This is a genomic window from Chitinophaga sp. 9-1-y (assembly GCF_059511905.2).
Genome location: NZ_CM197955.1, coordinates 5,118,493 through 5,143,915 on the forward strand (window position 1 = coordinate 5,118,493; position 25,423 = coordinate 5,143,915).

At 44.6% G+C, this 25,423-nt stretch carries 25 protein-coding genes; 15 read left to right on the forward strand and 10 right to left on the reverse strand.

Annotation, left to right across the window (positions count from 1 at the left end; all coding sequences use genetic code 11):
- Position 1: 1 nt before the first annotated feature.
- Complete coding sequence (locus AC5ZC7_RS20170; protein WP_496157091.1) at positions 2 to 808, reverse strand: hypothetical protein; 807 nt, start codon at positions 806 to 808, stop codon at positions 2 to 4.
- A gap of 3 nt (positions 809 to 811) precedes the next feature.
- On the opposite strand from AC5ZC7_RS20170, the gene AC5ZC7_RS20175 reads away from it, so the two are divergent.
- Positions 812 to 1,108, forward strand: a complete 297-nt coding sequence (locus AC5ZC7_RS20175) for a hypothetical protein (RefSeq protein WP_496157090.1) — start codon at positions 812 to 814, stop codon at positions 1,106 to 1,108.
- An 87-nt stretch (positions 1,109 to 1,195) separates the two neighbouring features.
- Here AC5ZC7_RS20175 and AC5ZC7_RS20180 read toward each other — a convergent pair whose 3' ends face one another.
- Complete coding sequence (locus tag AC5ZC7_RS20180; protein WP_496157089.1) at positions 1,196 to 1,600, reverse strand: DoxX family protein; 405 nt, start codon at positions 1,598 to 1,600, stop codon at positions 1,196 to 1,198.
- 195 nt (positions 1,601 to 1,795) lie between these two features.
- On the opposite strand from AC5ZC7_RS20180, the gene AC5ZC7_RS20185 reads away from it, so the two are divergent.
- The 5 genes from AC5ZC7_RS20185 (at position 1,796) to AC5ZC7_RS20205 (ending at position 6,608) form a co-directional block, all read left to right on the forward strand.
- On the forward strand, positions 1,796 to 2,368 hold the full coding sequence (locus AC5ZC7_RS20185; RefSeq protein WP_496157088.1) for a cyclic nucleotide-binding domain-containing protein: 573 nt from the start codon (positions 1,796 to 1,798) through the stop codon (positions 2,366 to 2,368).
- A 62-nt stretch (positions 2,369 to 2,430) separates the two neighbouring features.
- Positions 2,431 to 3,264 carry a GDSL-type esterase/lipase family protein gene (locus AC5ZC7_RS20190; protein WP_496157087.1) on the forward strand — a complete coding sequence of 278 codons (834 nt, stop codon included), beginning with the start codon at positions 2,431 to 2,433 and terminating at the stop codon, positions 3,262 to 3,264.
- Positions 3,265 to 3,310: 46 nt separating this feature from the next.
- Positions 3,311 to 3,928 carry a DUF4304 domain-containing protein gene (locus AC5ZC7_RS20195; RefSeq protein ID WP_511911259.1) on the forward strand — a complete coding sequence of 206 codons (618 nt, stop codon included), beginning with the start codon at positions 3,311 to 3,313 and terminating at the stop codon, positions 3,926 to 3,928.
- Between the two features lie 153 nt (positions 3,929 to 4,081).
- Positions 4,082 to 5,272, forward strand: coding sequence for an ankyrin repeat domain-containing protein (locus AC5ZC7_RS20200; RefSeq protein ID WP_496157085.1), 1,191 nt, complete (start codon positions 4,082 to 4,084; stop codon positions 5,270 to 5,272).
- Positions 5,273 to 5,282: 10 nt separating this feature from the next.
- The gene (locus AC5ZC7_RS20205; RefSeq protein WP_496157084.1) at positions 5,283 to 6,608 is read left to right on the forward strand and encodes an ankyrin repeat domain-containing protein; all 1,326 of its coding nucleotides are present in this window, start codon (positions 5,283 to 5,285) and stop codon (positions 6,606 to 6,608) included.
- An 84-nt stretch (positions 6,609 to 6,692) separates the two neighbouring features.
- On the opposite strand, the gene gap is transcribed toward AC5ZC7_RS20205, so the two are convergent.
- Positions 6,693 to 7,709: a type I glyceraldehyde-3-phosphate dehydrogenase gene (gene gap / locus AC5ZC7_RS20210; protein WP_496157083.1), complete on the reverse strand. Its 1,017-nt coding sequence runs from the start codon at positions 7,707 to 7,709 to the stop codon at positions 6,693 to 6,695.
- A gap of 119 nt (positions 7,710 to 7,828) precedes the next feature.
- Between gap and AC5ZC7_RS20215 the strand changes: the two genes are divergently transcribed.
- Positions 7,829 to 8,353 carry a GNAT family N-acetyltransferase gene (locus AC5ZC7_RS20215; protein ID WP_496157082.1) on the forward strand — a complete coding sequence of 175 codons (525 nt, stop codon included), beginning with the start codon at positions 7,829 to 7,831 and terminating at the stop codon, positions 8,351 to 8,353.
- A gap of 15 nt (positions 8,354 to 8,368) precedes the next feature.
- Here AC5ZC7_RS20215 and AC5ZC7_RS20220 read toward each other — a convergent pair whose 3' ends face one another.
- From AC5ZC7_RS20220 to AC5ZC7_RS20250, 7 genes are all read right to left on the reverse strand, one after another.
- On the reverse strand, positions 8,369 to 8,833 hold the full coding sequence (locus AC5ZC7_RS20220; RefSeq protein WP_496157081.1) for a hypothetical protein: 465 nt from the start codon (positions 8,831 to 8,833) through the stop codon (positions 8,369 to 8,371).
- 112 nt (positions 8,834 to 8,945) lie between these two features.
- The gene (locus AC5ZC7_RS20225; RefSeq protein WP_496157080.1) at positions 8,946 to 9,494 is read right to left on the reverse strand and encodes a hypothetical protein; all 549 of its coding nucleotides are present in this window, start codon (positions 9,492 to 9,494) and stop codon (positions 8,946 to 8,948) included.
- 218 nt (positions 9,495 to 9,712) lie between these two features.
- Positions 9,713 to 10,846 (reverse strand): prolyl oligopeptidase family serine peptidase, encoded by a 1,134-nt coding sequence (locus AC5ZC7_RS20230; RefSeq protein WP_496157079.1) that lies wholly within the window; start codon positions 10,844 to 10,846, stop codon positions 9,713 to 9,715.
- Between the two features lie 59 nt (positions 10,847 to 10,905).
- Entirely contained in the window at positions 10,906 to 11,454 is a 549-nt protein-coding gene (locus AC5ZC7_RS20235) for a dihydrofolate reductase family protein (RefSeq protein WP_496157078.1), read from the reverse strand.
- Between the two features lie 64 nt (positions 11,455 to 11,518).
- The gene (locus tag AC5ZC7_RS20240; RefSeq protein WP_496157077.1) at positions 11,519 to 12,253 is read right to left on the reverse strand and encodes a DUF6597 domain-containing transcriptional factor; all 735 of its coding nucleotides are present in this window, start codon (positions 12,251 to 12,253) and stop codon (positions 11,519 to 11,521) included.
- A gap of 51 nt (positions 12,254 to 12,304) precedes the next feature.
- Positions 12,305 to 12,919, reverse strand: coding sequence for a response regulator (locus AC5ZC7_RS20245; protein WP_496157076.1), 615 nt, complete (start codon positions 12,917 to 12,919; stop codon positions 12,305 to 12,307).
- Positions 12,919 to 14,892, reverse strand: coding sequence for an ATP-binding protein (locus tag AC5ZC7_RS20250; protein WP_496157075.1), 1,974 nt, complete (start codon positions 14,890 to 14,892; stop codon positions 12,919 to 12,921). Before AC5ZC7_RS20250 ends, AC5ZC7_RS20245 begins: the two co-directional genes overlap by 1 nt.
- A 187-nt stretch (positions 14,893 to 15,079) precedes the next feature.
- On the opposite strand from AC5ZC7_RS20250, the gene AC5ZC7_RS20255 reads away from it, so the two are divergent.
- From AC5ZC7_RS20255 to AC5ZC7_RS20290, 8 genes are all read left to right on the forward strand, one after another.
- Positions 15,080 to 16,348: a hypothetical protein gene (locus AC5ZC7_RS20255; RefSeq protein WP_496157074.1), complete on the forward strand. Its 1,269-nt coding sequence runs from the start codon at positions 15,080 to 15,082 to the stop codon at positions 16,346 to 16,348.
- Between the two features lie 19 nt (positions 16,349 to 16,367).
- Entirely contained in the window at positions 16,368 to 17,417 is a 1,050-nt protein-coding gene (locus tag AC5ZC7_RS20260; protein WP_496157073.1) for a hypothetical protein, read from the forward strand.
- 70 nt (positions 17,418 to 17,487) lie between these two features.
- A complete protein-coding gene (locus tag AC5ZC7_RS20265; protein WP_496157072.1) occupies positions 17,488 to 18,102 on the forward strand; it encodes a hypothetical protein in 615 nt (204 codons plus the stop codon).
- Positions 18,103 to 18,117: 15 nt separating this feature from the next.
- Entirely contained in the window at positions 18,118 to 19,341 is a 1,224-nt protein-coding gene (locus AC5ZC7_RS20270) for a hypothetical protein (RefSeq protein ID WP_496157071.1), read from the forward strand.
- Positions 19,342 to 19,372: 31 nt separating this feature from the next.
- Complete coding sequence (locus AC5ZC7_RS20275; protein WP_496157070.1) at positions 19,373 to 21,541, forward strand: tetratricopeptide repeat protein; 2,169 nt, start codon at positions 19,373 to 19,375, stop codon at positions 21,539 to 21,541.
- A gap of 112 nt (positions 21,542 to 21,653) precedes the next feature.
- Positions 21,654 to 23,735 (forward strand): tetratricopeptide repeat protein, encoded by a 2,082-nt coding sequence (locus AC5ZC7_RS20280; RefSeq protein WP_496157069.1) that lies wholly within the window; start codon positions 21,654 to 21,656, stop codon positions 23,733 to 23,735.
- A gap of 34 nt (positions 23,736 to 23,769) precedes the next feature.
- Positions 23,770 to 24,981, forward strand: a complete 1,212-nt coding sequence (locus AC5ZC7_RS20285; RefSeq protein ID WP_496157068.1) for a hypothetical protein — start codon at positions 23,770 to 23,772, stop codon at positions 24,979 to 24,981.
- A gap of 78 nt (positions 24,982 to 25,059) precedes the next feature.
- Positions 25,060 to 25,356 (forward strand): hypothetical protein, encoded by a 297-nt coding sequence (locus tag AC5ZC7_RS20290; RefSeq protein WP_496157067.1) that lies wholly within the window; start codon positions 25,060 to 25,062, stop codon positions 25,354 to 25,356.
- Positions 25,357 to 25,423: the final 67 nt, after the last annotated feature.

Consider the following 25,423-nt stretch of genomic DNA (forward strand, 5'->3'; position numbering starts at 1 on the left):
TTTAGCGATAGCGGGGGTTGATCAGCGGCATCAGCTCCTGCTTACTTACTTTATATTCCATCATAGATGGCCCCTGCCCCAGTGCGTAGTCCCCAAAACTGAAGGTGATCATATCTTTTGATATATTGAAAACAATATGATTTAAGCCATAAAAAGTCCAGGGATCATCTCTGCTCCCCTCCCGCAATGAAAGAAAATGTTTATCCAACAATTTTATCAAGAGACTGGAGTCACTGCTGCTTTTTACATTAAAGTAATCGTTGACTTTAATTGGTTGCTGACTTTTTTTATCATAAGTCACAGATTTCAAATAATTGATGGCATGAGACGCACCACTTGAATTCATGGCCACACCAAACCTTACGCTCACAATGCGTTCATCCTGGTAATAGTTAATCGGAAAGGCTACAAATTCATTCGTTTCATCTTCGCCGACCCCGGGATCTGGTGCCTGATCCTTTGCCGCTGACAGCATCGGCTCCCGACACGCTTGTAATGCACTGTCCAGTGAACGGTTTACAAGACCACTATACCCAGCCATAGATTCATCTGTTGTACAAGCATGTATAATGGTGATCTTAAGCCGGATGGCGCTATCCATGTAATGAATACTATCTACACGAAATCCCGGTGGTATAATGGAATCTTCCACTATTCCGTCGGCAAAAATTGCGTCTTCCTGTTCAGATGCACCAGGTGTACTATCAACCGCCACTGCTGGGGAGGATGCTGGTTTATTTGATGTACGATGCCCGTTATTACAGGCAAACAGCCAAATGGCAATAGGTAGCAGGATAATGTATTTCATGAGTTGTTACTGGTGCTGCAATATAATATTAATATTATTCCCCAAATAACAGATAACGCGAATGCCGCTATTGCATTAGTGATAGGTTGGGATAATGAACAAACCCTGCAATATGAAGGTATCGCCACGCAGTTGTCAATAGCCTCCTCCCCTGATCTTCTCGACATCTATTTCGAAACTTTCCCCGAGGGCCGGGACCGGCTGAAGCATATGCCGGACATTGCCTATTTCCTGGTAAAACCAACCTGGGTAAGATATTCAGACTTCAATAACCAGGAGATAAACGAACAACATTTTTAGCTGGTCTACAGTATCTACCCAAAAAAGGCTGGCACTGTAAACAGTTGCCAGCCTTCATGGTTGGTATTTAAAGGTAGATATACATCATCAATATACTGCTGCCGGAGTAGCCATCTCATACTGCGCAGGATACAATTTCCGGAACATGCTATACGCGATCGCCAACACACTAAAAGCAATGATGGCATCTATGGTAGCCGGGAACCCCAGCACACTTATTTTAGAGAAGAAGGCAAAAATAATGTCGAAGAACATGCCCGCAAATACCCATTCTTTTAAACGTAACAACCGGTTAGGTATTAACAGCGTAATGATCCCTGAAATTTTAAAGACGCCCAGTATGTAAATAAAATGCGAAGGATAGCCTAATTGCTGTGTAATTCCCCATACAATCGGGTTTTTAGTCAGCTCAAAGAAACCACTGGCACCAAACCAAAGCGACATAAAAATAACGGCGGACCAATAGATAATTTTTGTGGTAGTAGTTTTCATTTTTTACTTTTTTATGTTTGATAAAATGTGGCTGCTATTGTATTAGCGGCTTGCTGCATCAAAAGTAGACCGGTTTTTCCGCCGGCTACGGCTCCAAACACCTGAGTTGGACGAATTGAGGGGTGAATTCGTCTTTTCAGAGGGTGAAAAAGTGCGCGATTACCTTTAACTTCATTCCAGATACGAAAAGACACCATGACTCATCTGCTCACCTATATCCGGTCGCTGGCGCCTTTCTCAGATCAAAGCTGGGAAATACTCTGTGCACATGTTACCCGGGAGGAATATGCCAAAAACACCTGGCTGACTAAAGCCGGGAAAGCCTGTAACAGTTTATTCTTTGTCTGTGAAGGCTACTGCTGCACTTCTTATGAGCAAGACGAACAGGAAATTAATACCGGCTTTTATTTTGAAAACGACCTCGTTACCGATATCAACAGCTTTCACAACAATGAACCAGCTACGTTGTCGATCCGGGCTTGTGAAGCCCTCACGGTAGTTAGGTTCGACAAGCCCCAGCTGGCACTCATCAATAGCCTGGCACCTGAAAATGAAGTAGTAGGCAGAAAACTGATGCAGGTGGTTGCTGCCAAACAGGAAGAACAAATCAAATTATTCCGGCTTCCCACGGTGCAGCAGCGGTATGAATACCTGGAAGCCCATCATCCGGCACTCTTACAGCGGGTTTCGCTTACACAATTATCTTCTTACCTGGGTGTATCCAGGGAAACGCTCTCCCGCATGCGGAACAAAAGAGGCAGGTCCTGATTTTGTGACAATTATCACGGTGGCATTCGCCAACAAAGCGTCAATTTTATTCAAAAAATAAAATGACACTAATCACGTTTGTATTCACGCTGGTGCTGGGCGCCTTTATACTCCTGGTTTATCTTGGTTTTCGCCGCAAGGCTTTTAATAACCCACGCAGTTTTCTGCAACAGCGTCCGCAGGCATCGGGGAAGCGCCTCGTACTGTTTGGAGATAGTCAAACTCATAGTACACTTAGCAGCGATTATGCGGCTATGTTACGGGCCTCCCTGGGCAATGCTTTTACGGTGATTAACGCTGGCAAAAATGGGGATACCGCTGCCGGCTTGTTAAAGCGCGTGCAGAAAGACGTATTGCCCTGCCGGCCCGACCTGCTTGTTATTTATGTGGGCACCAACGATGTGCTTCGGAAAGTGCCACTACCAAGCTATTCCAGCGATTTATCACAAGTGATTCAGCAGGTAAAAGCGGTGAAAGATATCCCGGTTGCTTTAATTGCTTTTCCACCACTGGGAGAAAATCTGCATAGCCGGAAGAATGAAGAAGTGAATCTGTTTAACCAGTCGCTCGTTAAACTGGCAGCAGATTTCAACATCAGCTACCTGCCATTTAATGAAGCGCTGAAGGCTTACTTAAGCGACAAGCGCATACAAGACGAGGGCGAGTTTTCTATGAAAATTTCACGGCTGCTGATGTCCGCATTTAAAAAATACTATCTGGGAAAAAGCTATGATCAAATTTCCCGGGCCCATCACTTACATGTGCTGTCGGATGGTATTCACCTGAATGATGTGGCGGGAAATATTTTGGCAGATATGTTACAACATTGGGTCAGGGCAGCTTCACACCCCACCCGGGTGCCACTTCCGGCTTCCTCCTTGCGTCGGGATGCCTGAGCCACATGGTATTGAATAAATTTATCTAAATTGGTTCCCTGATACCATGCACATGAAAACTTCTTTTGATCTACTGATAGCGGACACAATTGCACCCCTGTTAAAGCAGTATGGGTTTAGCAAAAAGGGATTAAATTTTTATAAGACAACCAACGGATTGGTGTTCCTTATTAATCTTCAAAAAAGCCAGGGTAACAGCGGTGACAACATTAAATTCTATATCAATTGTGGTATTCACTCCACTGACATAGACCGGGTAATTGGCGTTAAAGAAAACGACGCACCCAAAGAATATGACTGCTATTACCGGGACAGGATCTCTGATATCACCCAGGCCATCAGCGATGGCTATGTGACGGGAATCACCACCGCTACACAGATAACGGCAGACCTACAGCAAGTAATGGCTTTGTTTGAAAGTATCCGGACTTCCAATGACCTGGCGCAATTAATGATCGACAAAAACGGGTTGAATAACTACAAAGAATTATTTACCTACCTGTTGTTAACCGGCCGGGAGCAACAATTAAAAGCTTTTACGGGACAGCTCTTCAGTAACTTTGGATCCGAAAAAAGATGGACCATCTTTGAAAACCAATTGAATACCGTCTTAAAAAATAATGAAAAAACATACCAGTTATCAGACCTTATTGGTCAGCCCTGACCCGCTCACACTCATTATATAAATAAAAAATTCATTTCTTCATGTCAGCATTCCTGCTTATTTTCCACCTTTGAAAATGCAGGCAAACCATATTGAAAGGGAAAGCCCCTACCATGCCACTGCGAACCATTAACCCAAACGTAACAGGAAACTATGTACGAAGTAAATGAATTGACCCAGGCCTTAAGAAGAGGAAATGTGGACGAAGCCCGCCAAAGACTGGCACAGGGAGAAAAATTACCCGCTGATCTGGCCGACTACGACCAACGACAAATAACAGATACATTACTACGGGCAAAAGCCTTTGATATAATAGACCAGCTGATAAAAGGCCGGTTTGTGGAAACAGATATTTACGAATACGATAAACTGGATGGCAGCATCTATGCATCTGTTTTCCGGAACCTCGGTACCAGCCCGGAAGAACTGACATTCCTGGCGTCGTTACTGGCAAAAACAGATAATATCAATGATGCACCCGGCGACGTTACGCTACTGGAGCTGGCCTTCAAAACCAATGCCCCCGTGGCACATATTGAATTGCTGATAGCTGCCGGCGCAGATATTCTCCGGAAAAACAACTACGAAGAAACCTATCTCTATAAAGTAATACAAGAATTTAATATCAAAGAAAACAATGGCCTTGTTTATCTTGATTTCTTAATCAAAAACGGTGTAGATCCCAATGCCGGCAATATTGTAGGCGAAACGCCCCTACACCTGGCCGTAGGAAAAAAACTAAAAGCTTATATCAATTTCCTGCTGGAACAGGGCGCCGACCCTAACCAGGCCAACAAAAAAGGCGAAACACCTTTTTATGCGGCCATCACTCACCAGGTATGTGATGAAGAACTATACCGGCTGCTATCTGCCCAAACCACGCCTGATTTTGACGCCGTCACCCAAACCGGTGAAACCATTATTGGTGGGGCATTACGGATGCGCAGTCGCGGGGGTGATGGGGAAACAAAACTAATCAAAGCACTCATCAACGATGGCGCCGATGTATACCAAACCTCTCTCTGGTATTCGGCGGATAAAGCCGCGCTGGACTGGACCGCATCACATCATGCCGATATCCTCGAAGCCATACTGGATACCGGTGTGGTGGAACTGGACCGCCGCGACAATGAAGGTAATACCCTGCTGCATAAAATATGCGGACATAATGTGAACTATGAACAGGAAGCCGCTAAACAATTGTACCGCAAAGTGAAAATGCTGATTGAAGCCGGTGCCGACGTGAATTTGACCAACGACCGGGACCAGACACCGCTCGACCTGGCAGCGCAGGATAACCTGAAATCTAAAACTGTGGAGTTACTCCTGAAACATAAAGCCTGATAACATGTCCATGTCTTTTATTATAGCCTGCGAAAGCGGCAAAAGAAAAATTGCGGAAATACTGCTGGCCAACAAAGAAGTAGATGTAAAATATACTGATGAAAAAGGCAGAACCAGTTTGCATTACGCTGCTCACCAGGGCTATCTGGATATCGTAAAATTACTGCTGGAAGCGGGCGCCGACCTGGATTATGAAGATCACAACGGAGAAACTCCTTTCTATTTTGCCTGTTTGCAGAAACAAAAACAAACCGCCCTGTATCTCCTGGAGAAAGGCGCCAGAACCGATATCAAAGACTTCCAGGGCAATAACCTGCTCCATCTCACTGCCAGAACAGGGCAGAAAGAGCTGGTTGACGTGCTGCTGGCAGGCGGTATGAGTGCTGATCTCGTGAACAACGAGGCCGTTACGCCCCTGCTGGTAGCATCGGCATGGCGCAACAAAGAGATTGTGCAAACCCTCATCGATCATGGCGCCAACGTCAATGCCAGCGACAAATCCGGTGATTCCCCACTGATTACGGCGGTCCGGTCCAAGAACATACCGATGGTGACCTGCCTGATCGAAAACGGCGCCGACGTGAACCAAACCAACGATGCCGGCGAATCAGCCCTGCTGATTGCCTGCTACGATACCAACCGCGCCATCACCAACCTGTTGGTAGACAAAGGCGCCGATGTACAAGTCACCTCCAAAAACGGGCTGTCACCTATCTGGTACGCCTGCGCCAACAACCAGAAAGAAATCGTGAGCCTGTTCCTGGATAAAGGCATGGATGTAAATTTCAGCCAGCCGCTATCTGAAGCTACCATCAGCATGAACAGCTACCTCGACTGGGTAGAAAGCAGTAATAACCTCTCCATGGAAAGCGCGTTTTCTTTTAACCATACCTACACCTACGGCGGCGAAAGCCTCCTGCACGTAGCGGCCAAAAATGGCCACCTGAGTATGGTTAAGCTGTTGCTGGAGCGAAACGCCAATGTCAACATCCAGGACGAATCCGGTAATAGTGCCCTGCACTACGCCGTTTCCTGTGGGAAGAAGGATATCGTGAAATACCTGCTGGAACAAGGCGCCGACGTGACCATCGTCAACACCAAAGAACAGAAAGCCATAGATTATGCCTCCATCAAAGGATTTAATGAGATTGCTGCACTACTGCTTAGTTATCAGTCCCCGGCGGCTCAAACGCCCGTAGCTACTGCTACTGTGGACAGCCAGCCGGTTACAGATAAGAAAAAAGCATTGATGGACCTGAAAGAATTGCTGGATGCCGGCATTCTTACCCAGGCGGAATTTGATACAGAGAAGGCCAAAGTGCTGAGTGGAAAATAGTTTTCTCCGAAAACACCCGTTTTAAATGTAAAAGCCTGTAGATGCATATCTACAGGCTTTTTATCTGTTAGTAAAATCAATCAGTTATGATGCTACGGGCTGACGCTTCAATGCTGCGATGCGCACCACCAGGTCTGCCAGGCGATTGGAATAGCCAAATTCGTTATCATACCAGCCTACTACTTTCACCAGGTCGCCCACTATGGAAGTGAGTAAAGCATCGAAAGTACAGGAGTAAGGATTATCAATGATATCAATAGATACGATAGGCGCTTCTGTATATTTCAACACACCTTTCATGGAAGTAGCGGCAGCCGCTTTGAATGCCGCGTTAATTTCATCCACACTACCCGGTTGCTTTCTCAGGATACAGGTGAAATCGGTCAGCGAACCATTGAGTACCGGCACGCGTATCCCCGCTCCTCCCATTTTTCCTTCCAAATGCGGGAATATAGATGTTATTGCTTTTGCCGCCCCGGTAGACGTAGGGATGATGGAAGCCGATGCTGCACGTGCTCTGCGCAGATCCCTGTGCGGCGCATCGTGTAAATTCTGATCTCCGGTCATGGAATGCACGGTAGTGATATAACCATCCACGATACCCCAATTGTCGTCCAATACCTTTACCATGGGCGCCACATTATTGGTCGTACAGGAAGCGTTGGATAACACCGGCGCCGTAAGGTCCACCAAATGATCATTTACGCCTAATACCACGGTAGGAATATCCTTATCAGGCGACGGAGCCGATACAATCACCTGTTTGGCGCCGGCTTGTAAATGTAAGCCGGCAGCGCTGCCGGTAGTAAATTTACCCGTAGCTTCAATGACTACATCAACGTCGAGCGCTGCCCAGGGCAATTTCAACGGATCCCGCTCCGACAAAACACGAATTGATGTACCATCTATTATCAGGGCATCAGCGGTGGCTGTGACCTCTCCTTTATACGGACCATGTACCGAATCATAGCTGTAAAGGTGCGCCAATGTTGGCGTATCCGCCAGGTCATTGATAGCTACCACTTCTATCCCGGTTTTCTGCAGTAACATACGTAAACATATTCTGCCAATACGCCCAAAACCATTAATAGCTACCTTCATGTTTAAATAGTTATAGCCTGTAAAGTTATTTGATAGTGTGCAAATAACAAAAATCTGCCTGTCCCGGGGAACCCCGAAGGCTGGTTTTTCCCTACATTAGCAGCATTAAAACAATCACCATGCACATCAGGCAGGAGCAGGAAAAAGACTATCCCGAAGTATTCAACTTAATTCAACTTGCTTTTGAAAAAGAAGTCCACAGCGATCACCAGGAGCAGTTCCTCGTAACACGGCTGCGGCATTCCGATGCCTTTATTCCTGCATTATCTTTGGTGGCTGAGGAAGATGGTAACATCGTGGGTTATATCTTATTGACAAAAATCAACATCGTGAATAGCCATGCGCGTCATCCTGCGCTGGCATTAGCGCCGGTGGCGGTACTTCCCTCCTGCCAGGGGAAAGGCATCGGCGGACAATTAATAAAGGCTGCCCATGAAAAAGCGAAAGCAGCCGGATTTACGGCGGTGGTGGTATTGGGACATGAAAGTTATTATCCCCGTTTGGGCTATAAAACGGCAAAAACGTTCGGAATTAAGCTCCCCTTTGAGGTGCCGGATGAAAATAGTATGGCAATTGAATTAACGGATGGTGCATTGAAAGATGTTAACGGCGTAGTAGAATACGCCAGGGCGTTCTTTGAATGACCTGTCCGGGCTATATTAAAAACCTCTTAACCAGGGCCGGTGTATCAAAGGAGAAAATGCCCAGGGTACAGAGCTAAGTATGATTAACAGCGCTATGCTAAACCAGATGGCCATTGTTTTAAACTTTGCCCTGTCTGAAGACTGCCGCCTCGACTTTGCGGCACCAATGGTCACCACAACTACAGCGATTGTCATCATCAGGCTGTGTTCCATGCCAAAAAAACGTATCTCCCGCTGATGAACCGCCTCTTTAAAATTCGCCCAGAAATAAGTCACCAGGGGACTGATAAAATAAAGATACAAGCCGGCAAGGAACTGGATATGCGCAAAGATGATGGTCCAGCGCCGGATGGAATGATCAAAAGCAGTAAACGTTTTTGCCGACAACCAACCGTGCCAGGCACGATAAATTGCCAGGATAAGACTCATCAGTACCAGCCAGCGTACCAGGGAGTGAATGGCTAAAATGGTAGGATACATCTTTTACTTTTTCGAAACGCAATTTATAAAAAATAAAGGTCGTTTAGTCAGATATGCAAAGAGGAGCTTCGATGTGAAGCTCCTCTTTGCATATCTGGTACCTGCCAATATTTTACCAGGCATTATGAATAGTAAGGTCGTAAGTAGCTTTTGCCGCAGGGATGCCACCACCCACAACGATGTCTTTCTTAAAGCTAACTGCGGACGACAAGGTGACGTGATATTTTCCGTTACTGTCTTTGGTCACATTGGCAGTACCACCGGTTCCATTCACCGAATATAGCACGGCTCCTGTAGTTACAGCAGTTCCAATGGTACAATCAATAACAATGATGCGGCTGCCGGGATTTGCCACCATTGCCTGCGTGGTACCAAGACTGTAGCTTCCTTCTCCCAGGTTACTATAGAAAGTCATGGTAAGTGAGCTACCGGAAAAAGCCCCATAATTTCCACCATCTCCCGCGGTAGTAGTTGCAATGGCAGTGATCACCCGCCCTTGATCAGGAGCACTGCTGGTTTGGGAAGATGCCGCCCGGGTATAGGTATAATCTCCTAATTTCCAGTTAGCGTCTCCATTCCCGGGAGCCGGATTATTATCACTTTTTTTACCGCAGGAAAATAAAAACAAAGAGGCGAATACGATTGATAATATTCTTTTCATAATTCAAAAATGGTTAAACTTTTTTTTGGCACTATACGGATAACAGGCTATAGCAGCCAGGCTAACGTTGATATGTATGGGTTATGCATCCGAACCGTTGGCGCAATTTCAACGCAATAATATGGAAATTTAGGTTGATTTTTTTTGTCACCTTATAATTACCGGTTAACAGGTAGGCAACTGCTCCCTGGAAACAGGTAGATCAATATTCCTCTCCGCTACTTCAACAGGGTAGCAAAAAAAGTACGCAATAGTTTGGGACCAATGGCAGGGTCGTAGATGAATCCATGAGCCCCCTTTTCAATCGTCTCAAATGTCCACCCTGTTGCCTGGGCTTTATGTTCGTTGTAAATCTGTATCACGTTGTCATACCCGAAAATTTCATCCTGCTTGGAATGGATGGTATATAAAGGATGGTTGGAGGTAATATTTCCGAAGTTAATGGTCCCGATTTTCAATACAGGATTCGCCGCAAATGCATAGAATGCCCTGAATAGTGTTGTTTGTTGGGCAGCAAACCAGAAGGTCGCTGAACCGCCGTTAGACATCCCACCGAGATAAATCCGGCTAGTATCTATGCTATATTTTTGTGTCACTTCCGCTACGATCGCCAAAACATTTTCAAATGCTTTTTCCTGGTCTACCCAACCAAAATCTTTCTTTCCGAACGGATAAATAATAATGCTATTAAACTGTTCCCCAATGGAAAATATGGGCTCGTTTTTAACCTGAGGGCTGTTATGAAAAAAATCTTTGGAAGAAACAACTCCACCATGAAGAAAAACAATGGCAGTAGCAGGTTGCGATGGTTTATAACCCTTCGGAACATATACCAGGTAAGGCACCTGCATCCCCTCCACCTCCCTGAAATATAACACAAAACCTTTGGGCGCCTTTTGAAAAGGTACCTGCGCCAGCACCCGGTGTGCTACAATCGTTTTATTCCATTCTTCGGCTGCTTCTCTTTGTTCCTTTCCCTTCTCGCCCAACCGTGCCTTCATTTCCATTAATATCGACTGAAAATCCTTTGTATGGGATATATTTTTAAACACTTCATTGGTTTCCAGGTAAGTAACTTCTTCCTGGTTCTTTCCAAGCCCCAGCGCATAGCTTTTCTTCAACCATTCCAGGGCAAGACGGGGATCATTACAGTTGGCAGCAGCGGTTACCCCTCTTATATAATCATATGCGCCAATGGTAGCACCTTTTGAGAAGGCCGCTTTAAAATTGGATAGTGCGGCGCAGTAGTCTTTCTTATTTAAGTTACCGACCGCCTGTTCCAGCAGCTCGTTGTATGATTGGGAGAATGCGAGATGACAACATAATAACAATGGCAAAAGCAAAAACTTCATAGTATTCTTTTGAAGAAAATTCTTCATAAAATACATATCATATTCAATTTTGCAAAATATTAAATCGCGGCAGGTGCATAGGTTAATTCCACCACCCCTGACTTAAAAACCTTCGTTCCCATCAACTTCAATCCTATTCTTTCTTTTATATCTTCAAACAATGGTTTTCCGACGCCCAGTACCACCGGGTGTACCGATACTTTATATACATCAATCAACCCAGCTTGTATAAATGTTTTGATAAGACTGGCACCACCATATAGCCAGATATCTTTGCCTCCCTGCTGTTTAACCGCAGCTACCTGGTTAACGATATCGGCACTGATAAACGTAGCTTTGCCGTCTTGCCTGGTCTGACGTGAAAAAACAAATTTCTGCTTTGAGTGTATTCCCTCCCACATTTCTTTTTCCGCCGGACTGGTAGCGGCATCAGGCTGAAAATTCCCCCATGCGTCATAACTTATCCTACCATAAAATATAGTGTCGATACTTGCGATAAAGCTGCCAAAATCCATATCATCATCCATTATACACCAATCTACTTCGCCGTTTGGTCCTTCAATAAACCCATCCAGTGTTACGGCTAAATTCAAAATTATTTTCTTCATGCTACGTACTTTTTAGCAAAGGTAAATACCTGGTTTGTCTATTCTTTGGAAAAATGCGACAAAATCAAATTTGAGCTGGCGTAAGTCCGGTGTGTTTTTTTATTTCGTTGGTGAGATGTGACTGATCATAAAACCCACCCTCAAAAGCGATATCCGCCAGGCTCTTTCTTTGACCGGCCTCGTTCAGCATCGTCAACGCCGATTGAAAGCGGATAATCTTTACATATTCCTTGGGGGTTAATCCAATATGTGTTTTAAATAGCCGCTCCAATTGCCTCACGGTAATAAAATTCCTTTGGGCTGTTTCATAGATACTGGCTGTTCCTTTAGCAATGCTGATATCATTTAATACAGCCAACAACGATGCATTAGGGCTTCCTTTCCTATCCAAAAAAAACCTATTGAGATAAGTAGCGGGGGCTTTATTTATCTCGCCTATATCCAATGAGTATCGTTTCTCCAATTCAACCGTATCATCTGTTAATTCATTTTGCGGTGCATAGTTGTAAAAAGAGGAGAAGACGCCCGGTTTGAAACACACGCCCAATAGATGCGTGTTGCTATCTATAAAACTATCTTTAAAAGTGGTCATGGCACCTACTACGTAGGTTTTGCCATGTTCTATGGCGGTAGTCCCATTATCCGTTTTACAGGATGCGCCTACATTTATAACTATACCAGCGCACCCATCCGGGAATATGCGTTCCCATTGGTGATCACGCTCCTCTCCTTTTAACTCCCAGAAAGAATGAATATGGGTGGCTAGTTCCGGGCAAGGTATCGTTGTGTTGTATTTCATCAGTAAGCTAAGGTAGCTATTTCCGGAGAGTTGGCAATTCGTTACTCAGTATTACACGATCCCCTGCCGGATCGCCTTATTGATTAAAATAGCTGTATTTTTCGCTTCAAATTTTTCCAACAAGCTTTTGCGATGCGTATTCACTGTTGGGATGCTGATAAACAGCTTTTCTGCTATTTCCGCATTCGTCAACCCTTCCGCAATTAATAGCAATACTTCCTTCTCCCGTCGTGTAATAACAGGGGCGGTATCATTCTGCTCATTCAGCGCTTCTTCTGCCTCCAGGCTGAGATGAGTACCACCGTACTTTACCATCTGAATAGCTTCCAGCAGTTCTGCTTTATCCGCATTTTTCAATACATATCCTGAGGCGCCGTTATCCAGCATATTTTTTATTACCGACTGCTGGTTAAAGGTGCTTAAGCCGATAATTAAGACAGATGGGTACTTCTCCTTTACCTCTTTGCATAAATCGATGCCACTTCTGTCTGGCAGGTTAATATCCATCAATATAACGTCGGGCTGTTGGTGTTGCAGAAAAGCCAGGCACGAGGCTGCGTTGGTGGCATGTCCGGCCCACTCAATGTCTTCTTCGTTTTGTAGTAACGAACGGATACCTTCTATCACCATATAGTGATCATCAACGGCAAAAACAGTTGCTTTCATTAAATATCTATTTCTATCATCACGGATGTTCCTTTACCAGGTGCAGTTTGTACATCCAATTTTCCTTTTAAAAAGTCCACCCGGTTTTCAATATTACTCCAACCCATACCAGTGGTATGTTTGAGCATTTGTTTATCAAAACCTTTACCATCGTCTTCCACGGTAATAGTAAATCGTTTCTCCTGGAGTACCAGGTGTGCCTGCACCAATACGTTTTGGGCGGCAGCATGTTTAATGGCATTATTAACCAACTCCTGTACAATCCGGTACACCGCCACCGCCGGTGTTTGCGCAATGGTCATATCATCCATGCCAATGGCCTGGTAATTTACACGTACTACACCACTCCTGTTTATTTCACTGCAAAATTCTTTCAAAGCAGTATTCAGTCCATATTTCACCAACGTTTCCGGCATTAAGTTATGCGCTACCCGTCGCATTTCCTTAATACTGCTGTCCAGCATATCAATGCTACGCTCAAAAGCCTGTCCGTTTTCAGGTGTCAGGATCAGGTTTTCCTTTATATTCTGAAAGGTAAATTTTATGCCGCTTAACATGCCACCAAGGCCATCATGAAGGTCTTTCGCCAGCCGGGTACGCTCCTGTTCCTCTCCTTTCAATACTGATTCTGTGGCCGCCAGTTGCTTTTCCACTTCCAGCTCTGTAATGCGCTGCTGCTGTAATTTTTGCTTATGCCGGTAGTTCCGGTAACCCAGGAATGAAATAACAAGTATGGCTGCTGTACCAGCGATCAAAAAGTAATTAAGAATAGATTTTTGCCGGATAGCCAGCTGCTGCACTTTTTGGGTGGTTTTCAGCTGATTAATTTCCTGTTCCTTATTTGCCACCCGGAAACGAATTTCCATCATGGCAGTCTTTTCATTTATTTCTCTTGATTGTATGCTATCTGAAGCCGAACGGAATAGCTTTTCATATTCATAGGCCTTCTTATAATCACCCAAACGGCTATACCATTTTGAATAGTAATCCATTGCCGATGCCATCTCATCATCAATTCCGTTCTCTTTTGCCAACTGATACAACATGTCAATATTTGCTTTGGCAGCCGGTAGCTTCAAATCCATCTGAAAATTAATCATTAAATCAAGCGCCTTCGCCTGCTGTGAAACATCATCATTCTGCAGCGCATAGTCATAGGATTTCTGGTAATAAGAGAGTGCCTTCAGGGTATCTTTTCGATAATAAGCTTCCAAATCTCCCATGTTGTAGTAATACACATGAAAGCTTTTAGAATTCTGTAATTTTTCTACAATGGGACCCACAAGCCGCAACAGGGAATCAGCGGCAGCATAATTGTCGACATTCGTATAGGCAGTAGCCAGGTTCATCATATTAGTGGCCAGTAACCTGTTGTCTCCAAAATGCTGCGCCGTACTAACCGCTAACGCTGAATACTCAATTGCTTTTTTATGATTACCCAATCCCATAAAGCAATTGCCTATATTACTGTAGGTGCTGGCAAGTTGTTTATAATTTATTTGCTTGAAAATCTGTTCTGCCTGGAAATAATCCGGCAGGGCAGTTTGATAATCGCCTATATTGTAATACAAATTACCCCGGTTAAGATGCAGATGCCCCATATTAAGACGCATATCTTCGGCTGTATCCCCCTGGGTAACGGCTATAACGGAGTCGGCATAACTTAAGGCTATTTCAAATTTCCCCTGATTTTTATAATACGATAATCCAAGAATATACGCCGTACTTAATCCCCAGTTGTAATGTATCTTCTTGCTTAAGAAAGCCATTTGCCTTATATACGGCTCAAAATCTGAGGTGTTATTATTCAGGTTAGCTTTCATATACTGATACAATGCTTCTACCCGAAGACTATCAGTAGGGGCTTTATTAATACTATTACGTAAGCTGTCGTTGTCCGATATTGCCTGTGCTGCTACCCTGCCAGGCAAACACATTAAAACAGTGATTAATACCAGGTAAATTTGCTTCATGATATAAATACATTTCAGACAGAACAAAGTTGCTTTGAAAATATTCTTTTTACCTCATCTTTTTTAATGATTTTCTCCCCTTTTTATAAAAATCATCTTTTTTAACGATTGTGTAGCCCGGCACGGGCATTTACTTTTATGCTGTCAAGAATACTTACCTCCCCGGATAATTTAAAGATAGATCCCCATGAAAGAGTACATGACCATCACCGTATTACTGCTTAGTCATATTGCAGGCTTCTCTCAGCAAAAAGCTGCCCAGGAAGCACCGGTGGCCTGTGTAGATGATGCCGATGCAGATAAACTGCCTGGCAAATATTACGACCATACCCAGCCTAAATATCCCATGAATTTAAAGGCGGGCTCGGCACAGGAAAAAGCAGCCATGATGAACCAACTGATTGCGTTGGAAAAGCTGGAAGAAAAAAGCCGTAACGGTTTCCCCCTGAACGGATGCGTGCTGCGCACCAGTTTTAGTGTATTAACAAAAGTGCTCTTTAACAGGTACGCGCACACTCCTTATGAATATCAATTAGCTGCGTACCAAAATGTTTGTCATATTCAGGAACATGTTGTGAAAACAGTAGGTGAATACCGTACCGTCATCCGCGTAGCTATTAATCCGGGGATTGCCCAGGGTCATTTCTTTAGTGTTACAGGCGACTTCTACATCAGCGATAAAAGTGTCCGTTATGAGATACCTGTAGATGGTACCGTTGACCAGCGCAATGCCGGCTATCCCAGCACTTATAGCGGCCGCCGCATATCCCAGTTTATTATGATGGCGCAGATAGCCAATAGCAAGGAAGACTTTCAAAAAATCAATAACGGGAACGGGTATATAGAAGAAATTATGCAAGGCAGTGACCCCAAAAAATACCAGTGGTTAAACCGTCATTGGTATATTACCAAACCCGGTATCCCACTCTTTATCCCCGTTACCCGCAAAGAATACCTGGAAGCCCTGCTGGAATACTATGAACTGGAGAAGGAAAACTTCTTTACCATGGTTAGTAGAAAAGCCCAGGAAGACGCCAAAAGCAGTAGCCCGGAAGCCAAAAAGAGAATGGGCATTTATGAAACAGATAAATCTGCCTATCAAAAAATATATACAGATAAAAAAGACAAAGTAAGCCAGTTGCTGGCCAATCAGAAAGCAGACTGGCTGGAACGTCCGGCCATAGTGGCTAGTCGCTGGGATTTACGCCCCAATGACTACGCCAGGCCCTCCAACGGTTTGCTGGATTTTGATAAATTCTATGACAACGAAAATCAAAACTCCCCCTTATATCAATACAACCCCGAATACTTCAAAAATAATGTGCAACAACCCGCCAAGCCGGTATTCATGAGCATACAGTTCCGCTATGAAATGGGAAGAGGCTTCTCCGAAAGGCTTTTCAATAATTTCCTGAAAAATTATGATATGGATGGGTTAAAGAAGATGCTGGAATAATCACCTCAATACTACAAAAATGAACACCTGGTACAAAGTCAACCTCCTTGTCATGTTAATGATCGCTACCTTGCATGCATTTGCACAAAAGGAAACTTACGATGTAATTTCGTATACCCTTCCTGCGGGCTGGCAAAAAGCTGTTAAAGAAAATGGCTTACAGCTAAATACCCCCGATAAAAAAAATGGCGAGTATGCAGTAGTGGTTATTCTTAAATCAACCCCATCGGGCGCATCCGCCATCGAAAACTTCAATAACTATTGGACGAAGCTGGTAAAAGGGACCGTATCGGTTACCGAAGCACCTACTATGGTGGATCCTTCCAGGGATAAAGGCTGGGATATTACTTCCGGATGGGCGCTCTATACCGATGGCACCAATAAGGGAGTAGTAACACTTATTACCGCTTCTGGTGGTGGTAAGGTAGCCGTACTGGTGACCATGACCAATACCGCTATCTATCAGCAAGACCTGGAAGATTTTCTCAACAATATTCAATTGACGGAAACGGTAAACGGTCCGCCCACTCCAAGCTCCCCTGCCACATCTACGCTTACCGGGAAAATATGGGAAGGCACCACTACTGAAAAATTTACGGTTGGTGCCATGAATGGCTATAATACAGGAGGCTATTTTACTGCGCAATACCGGTTTAATGCAGATGGCACGTACCAATTTGTCAACGTTCTGGCTTCCGCCCATGTACAAACGAATTCGCTGCAGTACGAAACCGGCACCTATACGGTAAACGGTCGCCAATTAACGATTATTCCTACCAATGGCGCTAACGAAGAATGGAGCCTGGCAGCCGGTCCTGTCAAACTTGCCGGCATGAGCGACGTACAAATAAGAGATATTAAATCCCAATGGGGCAAACGGCTCAAAACAACCAAAAGGAAACTGGAAAAAGTCACCTACACCTACAGCGTTGCCTACCAGGAAGGGAACCATTCCAATGCATTGATACTGGAAGGTTACAACGGACATACAGAACGGGAAGGGAATGGTAACAAGACCTATTACTTTGAAACCAACGAAGCGAAATCGGTCAAACTCCCAATGAGATAGAGCAACACTAACCAGGATACCAATGGCTATTAACCTACACTGCATCACCTTATTAAAAAACTAAAAAAAAATGAAAACATTTTTGCTATTACTGACCACCTTTACTGCCACACACCTCTTTGCACAAACAACAACCATATATGGGAAGGTGACTAAAAGCGATGGAAGCCGCATTAAAGGCACTTCTACGATGAAAGGATACGAAGATCAACTGATTATCTCCAATTATACCGGAGGGGCAGATAATACGGCAACCATAGAAATAGAAGTGCCTACAGGTGTATACATGGCCACCTTCCGGGATATGATAAATGCACCAACTCCTAAAACGCAGGTGGCAAAAGCCATTGCTACCAGGTCGGTGAACAACAATAACGTTATTACCGCAGCACTGCCACAGAAAACAATCACCCAGCCGTCATTACCTTCGGCGCCAATAGCCAGAATAGATATCTCGGTGACCAACCGGGTGAGTAACAACATGCCTACCTTATCTAACCAAATCATACTGGAAGATGTAAAAGTGGAGAGCTGCTCCGATATGAACGGTACCAGCAAAATCAAATTAAAAGCAGCCCGCATTGGCTGGCTCTATTTCAGCAAAGATCCCAAAACAGGGAAGGCAAATGGTACCACCAAATCCGGCTGGGACACTATTGCCGGCATACCATGGACGAACTTCTAAATAAAAAACCTTCCCATGTTAAAACACCTTGCCATAATAGCAATCCTTTTAAGCAATATCGCCGGTTATGCCCAGAAAGATAATTTCGGCATCATCAGCTATACAGTGCCTGCTGGCTACCGGCTGGCAAAAATGGATCAGGTGCTGACTTATTACAAAGAAGACAGCAAGAGCGGCGCCTATTGCAAGTTTATCATTTATGGCACTTTACCTGCAAAAGGCAATCCCAAACAAAACTTTGACTTTTTTTGGAATAATATGCTTCGTAAGGCATTCAATGTAACAACCTCCCCCAATATGCAGCCTGCCGCCACTTTAAAAGGATGGGAGCTTTCTATGGGTACTGCTGTTTACCCGGACAATGGTATCAACACCATGGTGCTACTCACTAACTTCAGCGGAGAAAACATCATGCAAAACATATGTATTCTGTCCAATGCGGATCTGTATAAGCCTGATATAGAAAGCTTCATCGCATCAGTAAATTTGTTGAGAGAAATTGCGACTCCCCCTTCGCCGCAACATGCCAATAATAGTTCCATCCACCCTCGCTCCAGTGTGGAAAATAACCTCCAATACGAAGTATGGGAATGTCATGCGATGAATCCTTCCACCTCTCTTCTGGAACTAAAAACAGTGGTGCTATCTCCCGATGGCAGATGCTTGTATTACATGCCCGAAAAGGGATTGCATGGCATTACTCCGGCAAACAGTAATGACAATGGCAACTGGGGTATTGTAACGGACAAAGGCAGCATGTTGCAACTTCGCAATGAACGATATGGGAATATGGAGCTGTACAAAATCACCCCTACTTCCATGAGCAGATACCCTCATTCAAAAAGTGTTATTTATAAGAAGGCAAAACCTGTAGACGGGTTGCGGTTTGAAGGAGCCTATTCTCCGGAATTATCTTACTACAATGGGAAAACGGATATCATTTCCCGACAAATTGATCCTAATAAACGGCCCATTATCTTTTTCAAAAAAGATGGGACTTATATCAATGAGGGCATCGAGTTCAGCAATCTAACATTAAATGACAACTACGCCCTGGGAACCGGGACTTATGAAATCATAAACTACTCCCTGATACTTACCACCCAAAGTGGACGGCGACTACAGGTAGCCCTGACACCTATCCTGGACGCTAATCCAGCGAGTATTGACAACAGCGGGCTAATGATAAACAACAGTTTATTTTACAGACTGGGTAAAGGCTTTACGCCCCATCACTAAATCCTGAATTATTCACCCCATACTCTCCCACATGAAAAAGACAATATTTCTCTTATTATATATCACCATCACTACCACCGTATTCGCACAACGTCCTTCCAAAGAACAAATGGAAGCCGATAAAAAAAAATTGGCCGAAGCCATGAAAAAGCTGAATGAAAAAACAGCCCAAATGGATCCAACTGCGAAAAGACACTACGACAGCATGCTCCATCAGTATGGGGTGGGACCCAAAATTGATGATGCCGTAAAACAAGTAAACAATTATCAACCCACAAAATCCGGTCAAGCGGCCGTAGGACTCATTCCTGCAAAAGACAACTCCGCGATTGCTTCCATTGCGGCTACTCCGGCAACAGCAACGATGGGGGCCTTTATAGGCAGCACCGGCAACAGTACATTTGCCGCTGTATTACCCGCCGCCAAAAACAAAGCCAATGAAATTTATAATGCTTTAAAATCAAAAGGCGCCAAGGCAGACGAAATGGGGAATGCCGCCACAGTATTGTGGATGGACGGCCGCACCGAGATTGCCCTCAGCCTGATGGCACAGGTATGTAAAGACAACACCAATAATACCGACAACCTGAATAACTACGCCGCCATGCTAACCATGATGGGTGCACCGGAACTGGCGGTTCCTATCCTTACCAATCTGAATGCCCGGTTTAAGAATAACAGCACTATTCTCAACAACCTCGGACAAGCATGGTTTGCCCTCGGCGATATGGACAAGGCCACCAAATACCTTGACAGCACACTCCTGCTGGCTCCTGCTCATGCACAGGCCAATGAAACCCGTTGCCTGATAGATGAAAGCAAAGGCAATAAAACCGCCGCTGCGGCACACGCCAAAGCAGCCTTCAAACAAGGCACCACCACAGCAAGGAGAGATAAGCTCATGCAACAGGGCTACACACCTGGCCCGGGAGATTACAGTAGCTTCCCGCCCGCCAACAAAAGTGATGACCTCCTTAACCTCGGTGGCTTTGCCATGCCTGCATTCCCCAAATCAGTAGCCGAATGCAGAGGGCTGGCACCTACCTGGAAACAATTCCGCGCCGATATAGATCAGCGACTGAAATCATTACAGAAAATTACAGAGGAATCAAATAAGACAACGACCAATCGCCTGCAACAACAGCAACAACAATTCCTGCAGGCCAAAAACAAAGTTATCAGCAACCCCGGAGCCGTAAATGTGGGCACCGCGATGCAGATAATGGGAACACCGATATTCTCCGAAAAAATGAACGCCCGGGAAAAAACAATATTAGAAAACCTGCAACGGAAAAAACAAAACGCGGTGCAGCAAATAGTGGATTTCGTTAAAGGCGATGGCGCCAAACTGAAGAAGGCCTACGAAGACGCAAAGAAAGGCGTGGACGCTAAAGTGAAAGAGGCAGAGAAGAATAGTGTGAGTCAAACCGTTGATCCCGGCGCATTCTGCTCCGACTATGCAAAAGTAGCGGATGACTTTCTAAAGCCTTACAATACCCAACTGGAAGGGCTTTATAACCAATACCTGGCCGCAGAGAAACAGCTACTAAATGAAATTTCCTATTCTTCCTTGTACACTACTTACCCGGAACTACTTCCCGGACTGAATGCCGGCTTGCAAATGCAATGGTTAAGAGACCTGAGCCTCACCCAAAACGGGATGAATTTTGAAGTGATTACAAAATATGATTGCGAAGACGCCATTGATGGAAAAAATGGCCGTTTAACTGCGTTTAAAGATCCCCATTGCAATATCAACAGTGAATTCGGTCAATCCCTTGGGCTGGCCAACTTGGGCTTTAAAATAACACTGAACTGCAGTGGTATGACCACCGAATTTAACGCGTTAATATTTGGCATTACTCTCAACCAGGATTTAGACCATGCCGGGTTTGGCGACTCCTTTAAAAGCTGCACCGTAAGCATTGGTCCTAAAACAGGCGTAGAGGCCAAAATGGGCCCTGTAGCCGCCAGCGCTAAAGTAGGTGCAGGTGTAGACATAGAAATAGACAGAACCGGGATCACAGATGTGATAGTAAAAGGGAGTCTCGAAGCAGAAGCCAATATACTTGACCACCGGGAAACTTCAAATCCAAAAACAGCCGAGGCCAGTCCACTGGGGGCATCTGCAGGGGTTGAAGGCAGGATGAGCCTCAATACCGGTGCAGGTTCAATAAATGGCACCGGGATCTTTAAATAGTGAAAACAGGCAGGTGATCTCATTGGATTAAAATCATCTTTTTTAACGATTGTCCACGGCTACTCCCTGCGCTATTTTTGAGATAGATAATCCCTTCTAACAATTGTACAACATGAAAATCATCTTTATCACCCCCTTTCTATTCCTCACGATTGGAAGCATTTTTGCCCAAAGCAGAAACCCCACCTCTGTAAAAGGAATACAGCAAAAACAAAAAGAGGCGCAGGATGCATTAGATAAACTTACTCCCGAACAAAAAAAGATGATGGAGCGAATGGGGCTCTCCGCCAAAGTACCCGCTATTCCAGGCGGCACAACAGATGCACAGGTAGCCCTGGCCGTTGGCGGCGAGGGTGTACCTAAAAAAAACGCAGCGTTTATTGATGCTATCCCGGCGGTAAAACTTTCTGCAGCCACCGTCCCTGCTTATATCAAAACACTCAATGATTATGTTGAAAAAGGTATCAGCAATGACGCAAAACTATTCGGGCAACAGGTATACACCGCTTTCAAATCCCATAAATATGATGCTGGCACCATCGGCAACGCAGCCGTTGGTTACTGGACAACCGGCAACCCTGAAATTGCCGTATACATGATGGGCCGTGCCTGCGCCGAAAACGGATCAGATATGGATATGCTCAGCAACTTTGCAGCCATGCTCAGTATGGGCGGTGCGCCACACAGAGCTATTCCCCTACTCGAATACCTGAACAAAGAATATCCGGATAACACCACCATTCTTAATAACCTCGGCCAGGCCTGGTTTTACCTGGGGGAAACAGACAAAGCGGATACTTACCTGGAAAAAACCATCCGTGCATTTGCCTGGCACCCACAGGCAAACTATACCCAGTGCCTTATCCAGGAAAGCAAAGGGAATAAGGCAAAAGCGATTGAGAAAATGAAAAACTCCCTCCGGTATAGCTATTCATCAAACAAAGTGAATAAACTCCGTCAACTGGGCTACTCCGTAAAAGCTAATGATATGCGCATTCCCTTCCGGCCCGATCCCGATCCCCTGGGGCTGCGGAAATTTGTACGCCCGGATGTACCTACTTCTTACGACCAGGAATTAAAGCTGGCACCTGACTGGGATGCGTTTCAAAAACAGGTGAATGAAAAATCTATCTCGCTGGCAAAAGACCTGGTTCCTTATCAACAAGCGAATATCCAAAAAGCCCAACAAGCATACAATCAGTATAAAAATGGAGCCGTAAAATCCATGGGTACAAGTACGTCGCAGGCGAGTAATATTTACAACAAAGTGGCCCAGAAAAACCTGGAAGAAATGAATAAGGATGGAGGAGCCGCCTACCGGTTAGCGACTACAAAAAAGCAGGTAGCTGATTTAGTGAATAGCTTTGCGGCAAAAGACGAGGCCCAGCGAAAAAGCCTGGAAAAGCAATACAGTCTTGTTGCCGACCATGAAACAGAAAATGCTAAAAAAGGGGAAAACATTGGATTCAACAACTGCACGGTACAACAAAAGTATAGCGAATGGGTATACGCCAATTATAACAAACCTTTGGAAGAAGCCTATAAAAACTATTTACACCAACTGTATCTAAAGATTACAGAAGAACTGTATTGGGAACAATTTACACAGGATCCGCCAACATTTGAAGCCACCAAAATAAATGCAAAAAAAGAATGGCTGGCCGCTCTTGGTAACTCAAGATACCTTGCCACCAATAAGTATGGTAAATGTACCATTCCTCCCGAAAAAGGCTCCCGCTACAAACTCGCCGAATTTGATGACATGCACTGCAGGTATAAATCTACCCTGGACTTTATCGTGTATAAACAGGTATTCGAATGCGGCAACGCCCATATAGAATTTGATGCCGGAAGGGTAACCGGCCAATTCAATTTCAAATCTGATAATGCCGGTAATAATCACTTTCATAATGGCAACGTGGAAGTGACGGTGATAGACAAAGGCGTATCTGCCAGCAAAGGACCGCTGCAGGTAGGCGCCTCCGTCAAAGCCGGTATGGGAATGGAATTCAGTAGTCGTGGTATTGAAGACGTATACGCCACCGGAGAAGCCAAAGTAACCGCCGGATCTGATACCGTAGATGATCCCGCAGGTGCTGTAAAAGACCCCAGCATTGACATCATTGCGATTTCCGGTCGCATGAGCCTGATATCGGGAAATATGACGGGAACGATAAGTGGATTTGGAAAGTAACACCCACCTCTCAACAGCATAAAATATTTGATAAATGAAAAGCGCAATCACATTTAACATAGCAATGGCTTTGTTGCTAACACAACCCGCCATTGGACAAGACTGTAAAACCAATGCTGACCTGGATGCAACTCCCGGCAAGTATCTTACGGCGGCCCAATATCCATGGCCGGCCGCCAGAGCGGAATACTTTAATGGCATGACGACTGCTGCTGACAAAGCAATGGCGAAAAAAACATTGAACGATCTAGAAAAGATAGAACAGCAAAGCCACACCAGCTTTAACCTCACTGGCGGCGACTGGGAAAATTACTATTCCACGGACGGCTACGAATACTGCGGCAATACCCGGTTGGGGAAATCCACCTTTCAATCCTCTTTACACGAATACTTCTGCTACAAAGGCAAACTAAAAAGAAACGATGAAGCCGGCACTATCTTACGGATGTATGTAAACAGCCTTCCGCTCAACACTCTGGATCGCTTCTTACACACGCCTTTTGGCAGCAGCATGGGCAATTATGATTTTGGCCTGCAATACCAGGATTGGAAAAACCACCAGCCATCCAATGTGAATGCCCAACTGATCTCCCTCTTTACCTACATGACCTGCAGCAACCCGGCCCTGATGGAAGCCATCAACTCGGGCAACAACTATTTCCAGGATGTTCCTGAAAAGGACATCAGACCTAATAACCGCAATAATTATGTATACCGCTATTGGTTCATGAAGAAAAAGAACTTGCCTGTATTGGTACCAGTAACCCGCAAAGAATACCTGCAAAGCCTGTTGGAATACTACGACAGAGAAAAATTACACTTCCCGAAATTGCTGGCAAAATTGACCGCAGATCATGATGCCGGTATAAAACAATACAGCAGCTGGGAAGCGGATGTGACAGACAAAATAAGCGTTGTCAAAAAAGCGCTAATGGAGCACAACGAAGAATGGCTGTCCGCCCAGGCAGTTATTAACCACAGCGAAGACAACACGCAAACATACAAAGCCAGGTTAGCAGAAAAAACCAACTATAACCGGTTCTGGAAATTTTATGATAAGGAGAAGAATGAAGGTCCACTCTATAAATACAATTCAGAATACTTCAAAGTGGCTGCTGCCAGCCCTGCCAGCCCGCAAATGATAACAATTGCTTTTCGTTATGTTTCGATACCATCATCACTCAGGGTCTTAAACAATTTTAGCAACCACTTCGACTTTAAAGCATTACAACATCTGGTGGAATAAGCAAAATCATCTTTTTTAACGATTGACACCAACTTCATTAACATCTAATTTTATCTCATAAACCCAAAAAACATTCATATGAAAAAGTTACTCCTCCTGCACCTGTTCTGCACAGGAATAGCTACCGCAAATGCACAATTGCTTAACAAAGTAGCAGGCAAGGCAAAACAAGCTGCAGGCAATGTGGGGAACACCGTGGAAAATAAAGTACAAGACCGCACGAGCCGGGAAGCATCCGATAAAGCTGATAAAGTAATGGACAAAATTTTTAATGGCGGCAAAAAGAAAAACAAAAAATCCAGGAAAAATGATGAAGTAGAAAAACAGCCACAGGAAGCCACTCCGGCCGATTCAGTCAATAAAGCTGCTAATTAGTTATTTGCCACTTCTTCTTATATACTGCTTTTGTGAAGAAGTGCTGTAAGCCGTTTGGAAATGGTTA

Excerpts from the sequence above, each read along its gene's own strand:
- AC5ZC7_RS20190 (WP_496157087.1), top strand. The coding sequence starts at position 2,431 with ATGACACTAATCACGTTTGTATTCACGCTGGTGCTGGGCGCCTTTATA.
- AC5ZC7_RS20240 (WP_496157077.1), bottom strand. The coding sequence starts at position 12,253 with ATGAAATACAACACAACGATACCTTGCCCGGAACTAGCCACCCATATT.
- AC5ZC7_RS20195 (WP_511911259.1), top strand. The coding sequence starts at position 3,311 with ATGCACATGAAAACTTCTTTTGATCTACTGATAGCGGACACAATTGCA.
- gap (WP_496157083.1), bottom strand. The coding sequence starts at position 7,709 with ATGAAGGTAGCTATTAATGGTTTTGGGCGTATTGGCAGAATATGTTTA.
- AC5ZC7_RS20225 (WP_496157080.1), bottom strand. The coding sequence starts at position 9,494 with ATGAAAAGAATATTATCAATCGTATTCGCCTCTTTGTTTTTATTTTCC.
- AC5ZC7_RS20290 (WP_496157067.1), top strand. The coding sequence starts at position 25,060 with ATGAAAAAGTTACTCCTCCTGCACCTGTTCTGCACAGGAATAGCTACC.
- AC5ZC7_RS20205 (WP_496157084.1), top strand. The coding sequence starts at position 5,283 with ATGTCTTTTATTATAGCCTGCGAAAGCGGCAAAAGAAAAATTGCGGAA.
- AC5ZC7_RS20265 (WP_496157072.1), top strand. The coding sequence starts at position 17,488 with ATGAAAACATTTTTGCTATTACTGACCACCTTTACTGCCACACACCTC.
- AC5ZC7_RS20260 (WP_496157073.1), top strand. The coding sequence starts at position 16,368 with ATGAACACCTGGTACAAAGTCAACCTCCTTGTCATGTTAATGATCGCT.
- AC5ZC7_RS20245 (WP_496157076.1), bottom strand. The coding sequence starts at position 12,919 with ATGAAAGCAACTGTTTTTGCCGTTGATGATCACTATATGGTGATAGAA.
- AC5ZC7_RS20215 (WP_496157082.1), top strand. The coding sequence starts at position 7,829 with ATGCACATCAGGCAGGAGCAGGAAAAAGACTATCCCGAAGTATTCAAC.
- AC5ZC7_RS20200 (WP_496157085.1), top strand. The coding sequence starts at position 4,082 with ATGTACGAAGTAAATGAATTGACCCAGGCCTTAAGAAGAGGAAATGTG.
- AC5ZC7_RS20280 (WP_496157069.1), top strand. The coding sequence starts at position 21,654 with ATGAAAATCATCTTTATCACCCCCTTTCTATTCCTCACGATTGGAAGC.
- AC5ZC7_RS20170 (WP_496157091.1), bottom strand. The coding sequence starts at position 808 with ATGAAATACATTATCCTGCTACCTATTGCCATTTGGCTGTTTGCCTGT.
- AC5ZC7_RS20250 (WP_496157075.1), bottom strand. The coding sequence starts at position 14,892 with ATGAAGCAAATTTACCTGGTATTAATCACTGTTTTAATGTGTTTGCCT.
- AC5ZC7_RS20220 (WP_496157081.1), bottom strand. The coding sequence starts at position 8,833 with ATGTATCCTACCATTTTAGCCATTCACTCCCTGGTACGCTGGCTGGTA.
- AC5ZC7_RS20255 (WP_496157074.1), top strand. The coding sequence starts at position 15,080 with ATGAAAGAGTACATGACCATCACCGTATTACTGCTTAGTCATATTGCA.
- AC5ZC7_RS20185 (WP_496157088.1), top strand. The coding sequence starts at position 1,796 with ATGACTCATCTGCTCACCTATATCCGGTCGCTGGCGCCTTTCTCAGAT.
- AC5ZC7_RS20285 (WP_496157068.1), top strand. The coding sequence starts at position 23,770 with ATGAAAAGCGCAATCACATTTAACATAGCAATGGCTTTGTTGCTAACA.
- AC5ZC7_RS20235 (WP_496157078.1), bottom strand. The coding sequence starts at position 11,454 with ATGAAGAAAATAATTTTGAATTTAGCCGTAACACTGGATGGGTTTATT.
- AC5ZC7_RS20270 (WP_496157071.1), top strand. The coding sequence starts at position 18,118 with ATGTTAAAACACCTTGCCATAATAGCAATCCTTTTAAGCAATATCGCC.
- AC5ZC7_RS20230 (WP_496157079.1), bottom strand. The coding sequence starts at position 10,846 with ATGAAGTTTTTGCTTTTGCCATTGTTATTATGTTGTCATCTCGCATTC.
- AC5ZC7_RS20275 (WP_496157070.1), top strand. The coding sequence starts at position 19,373 with ATGAAAAAGACAATATTTCTCTTATTATATATCACCATCACTACCACC.
- AC5ZC7_RS20180 (WP_496157089.1), bottom strand. The coding sequence starts at position 1,600 with ATGAAAACTACTACCACAAAAATTATCTATTGGTCCGCCGTTATTTTT.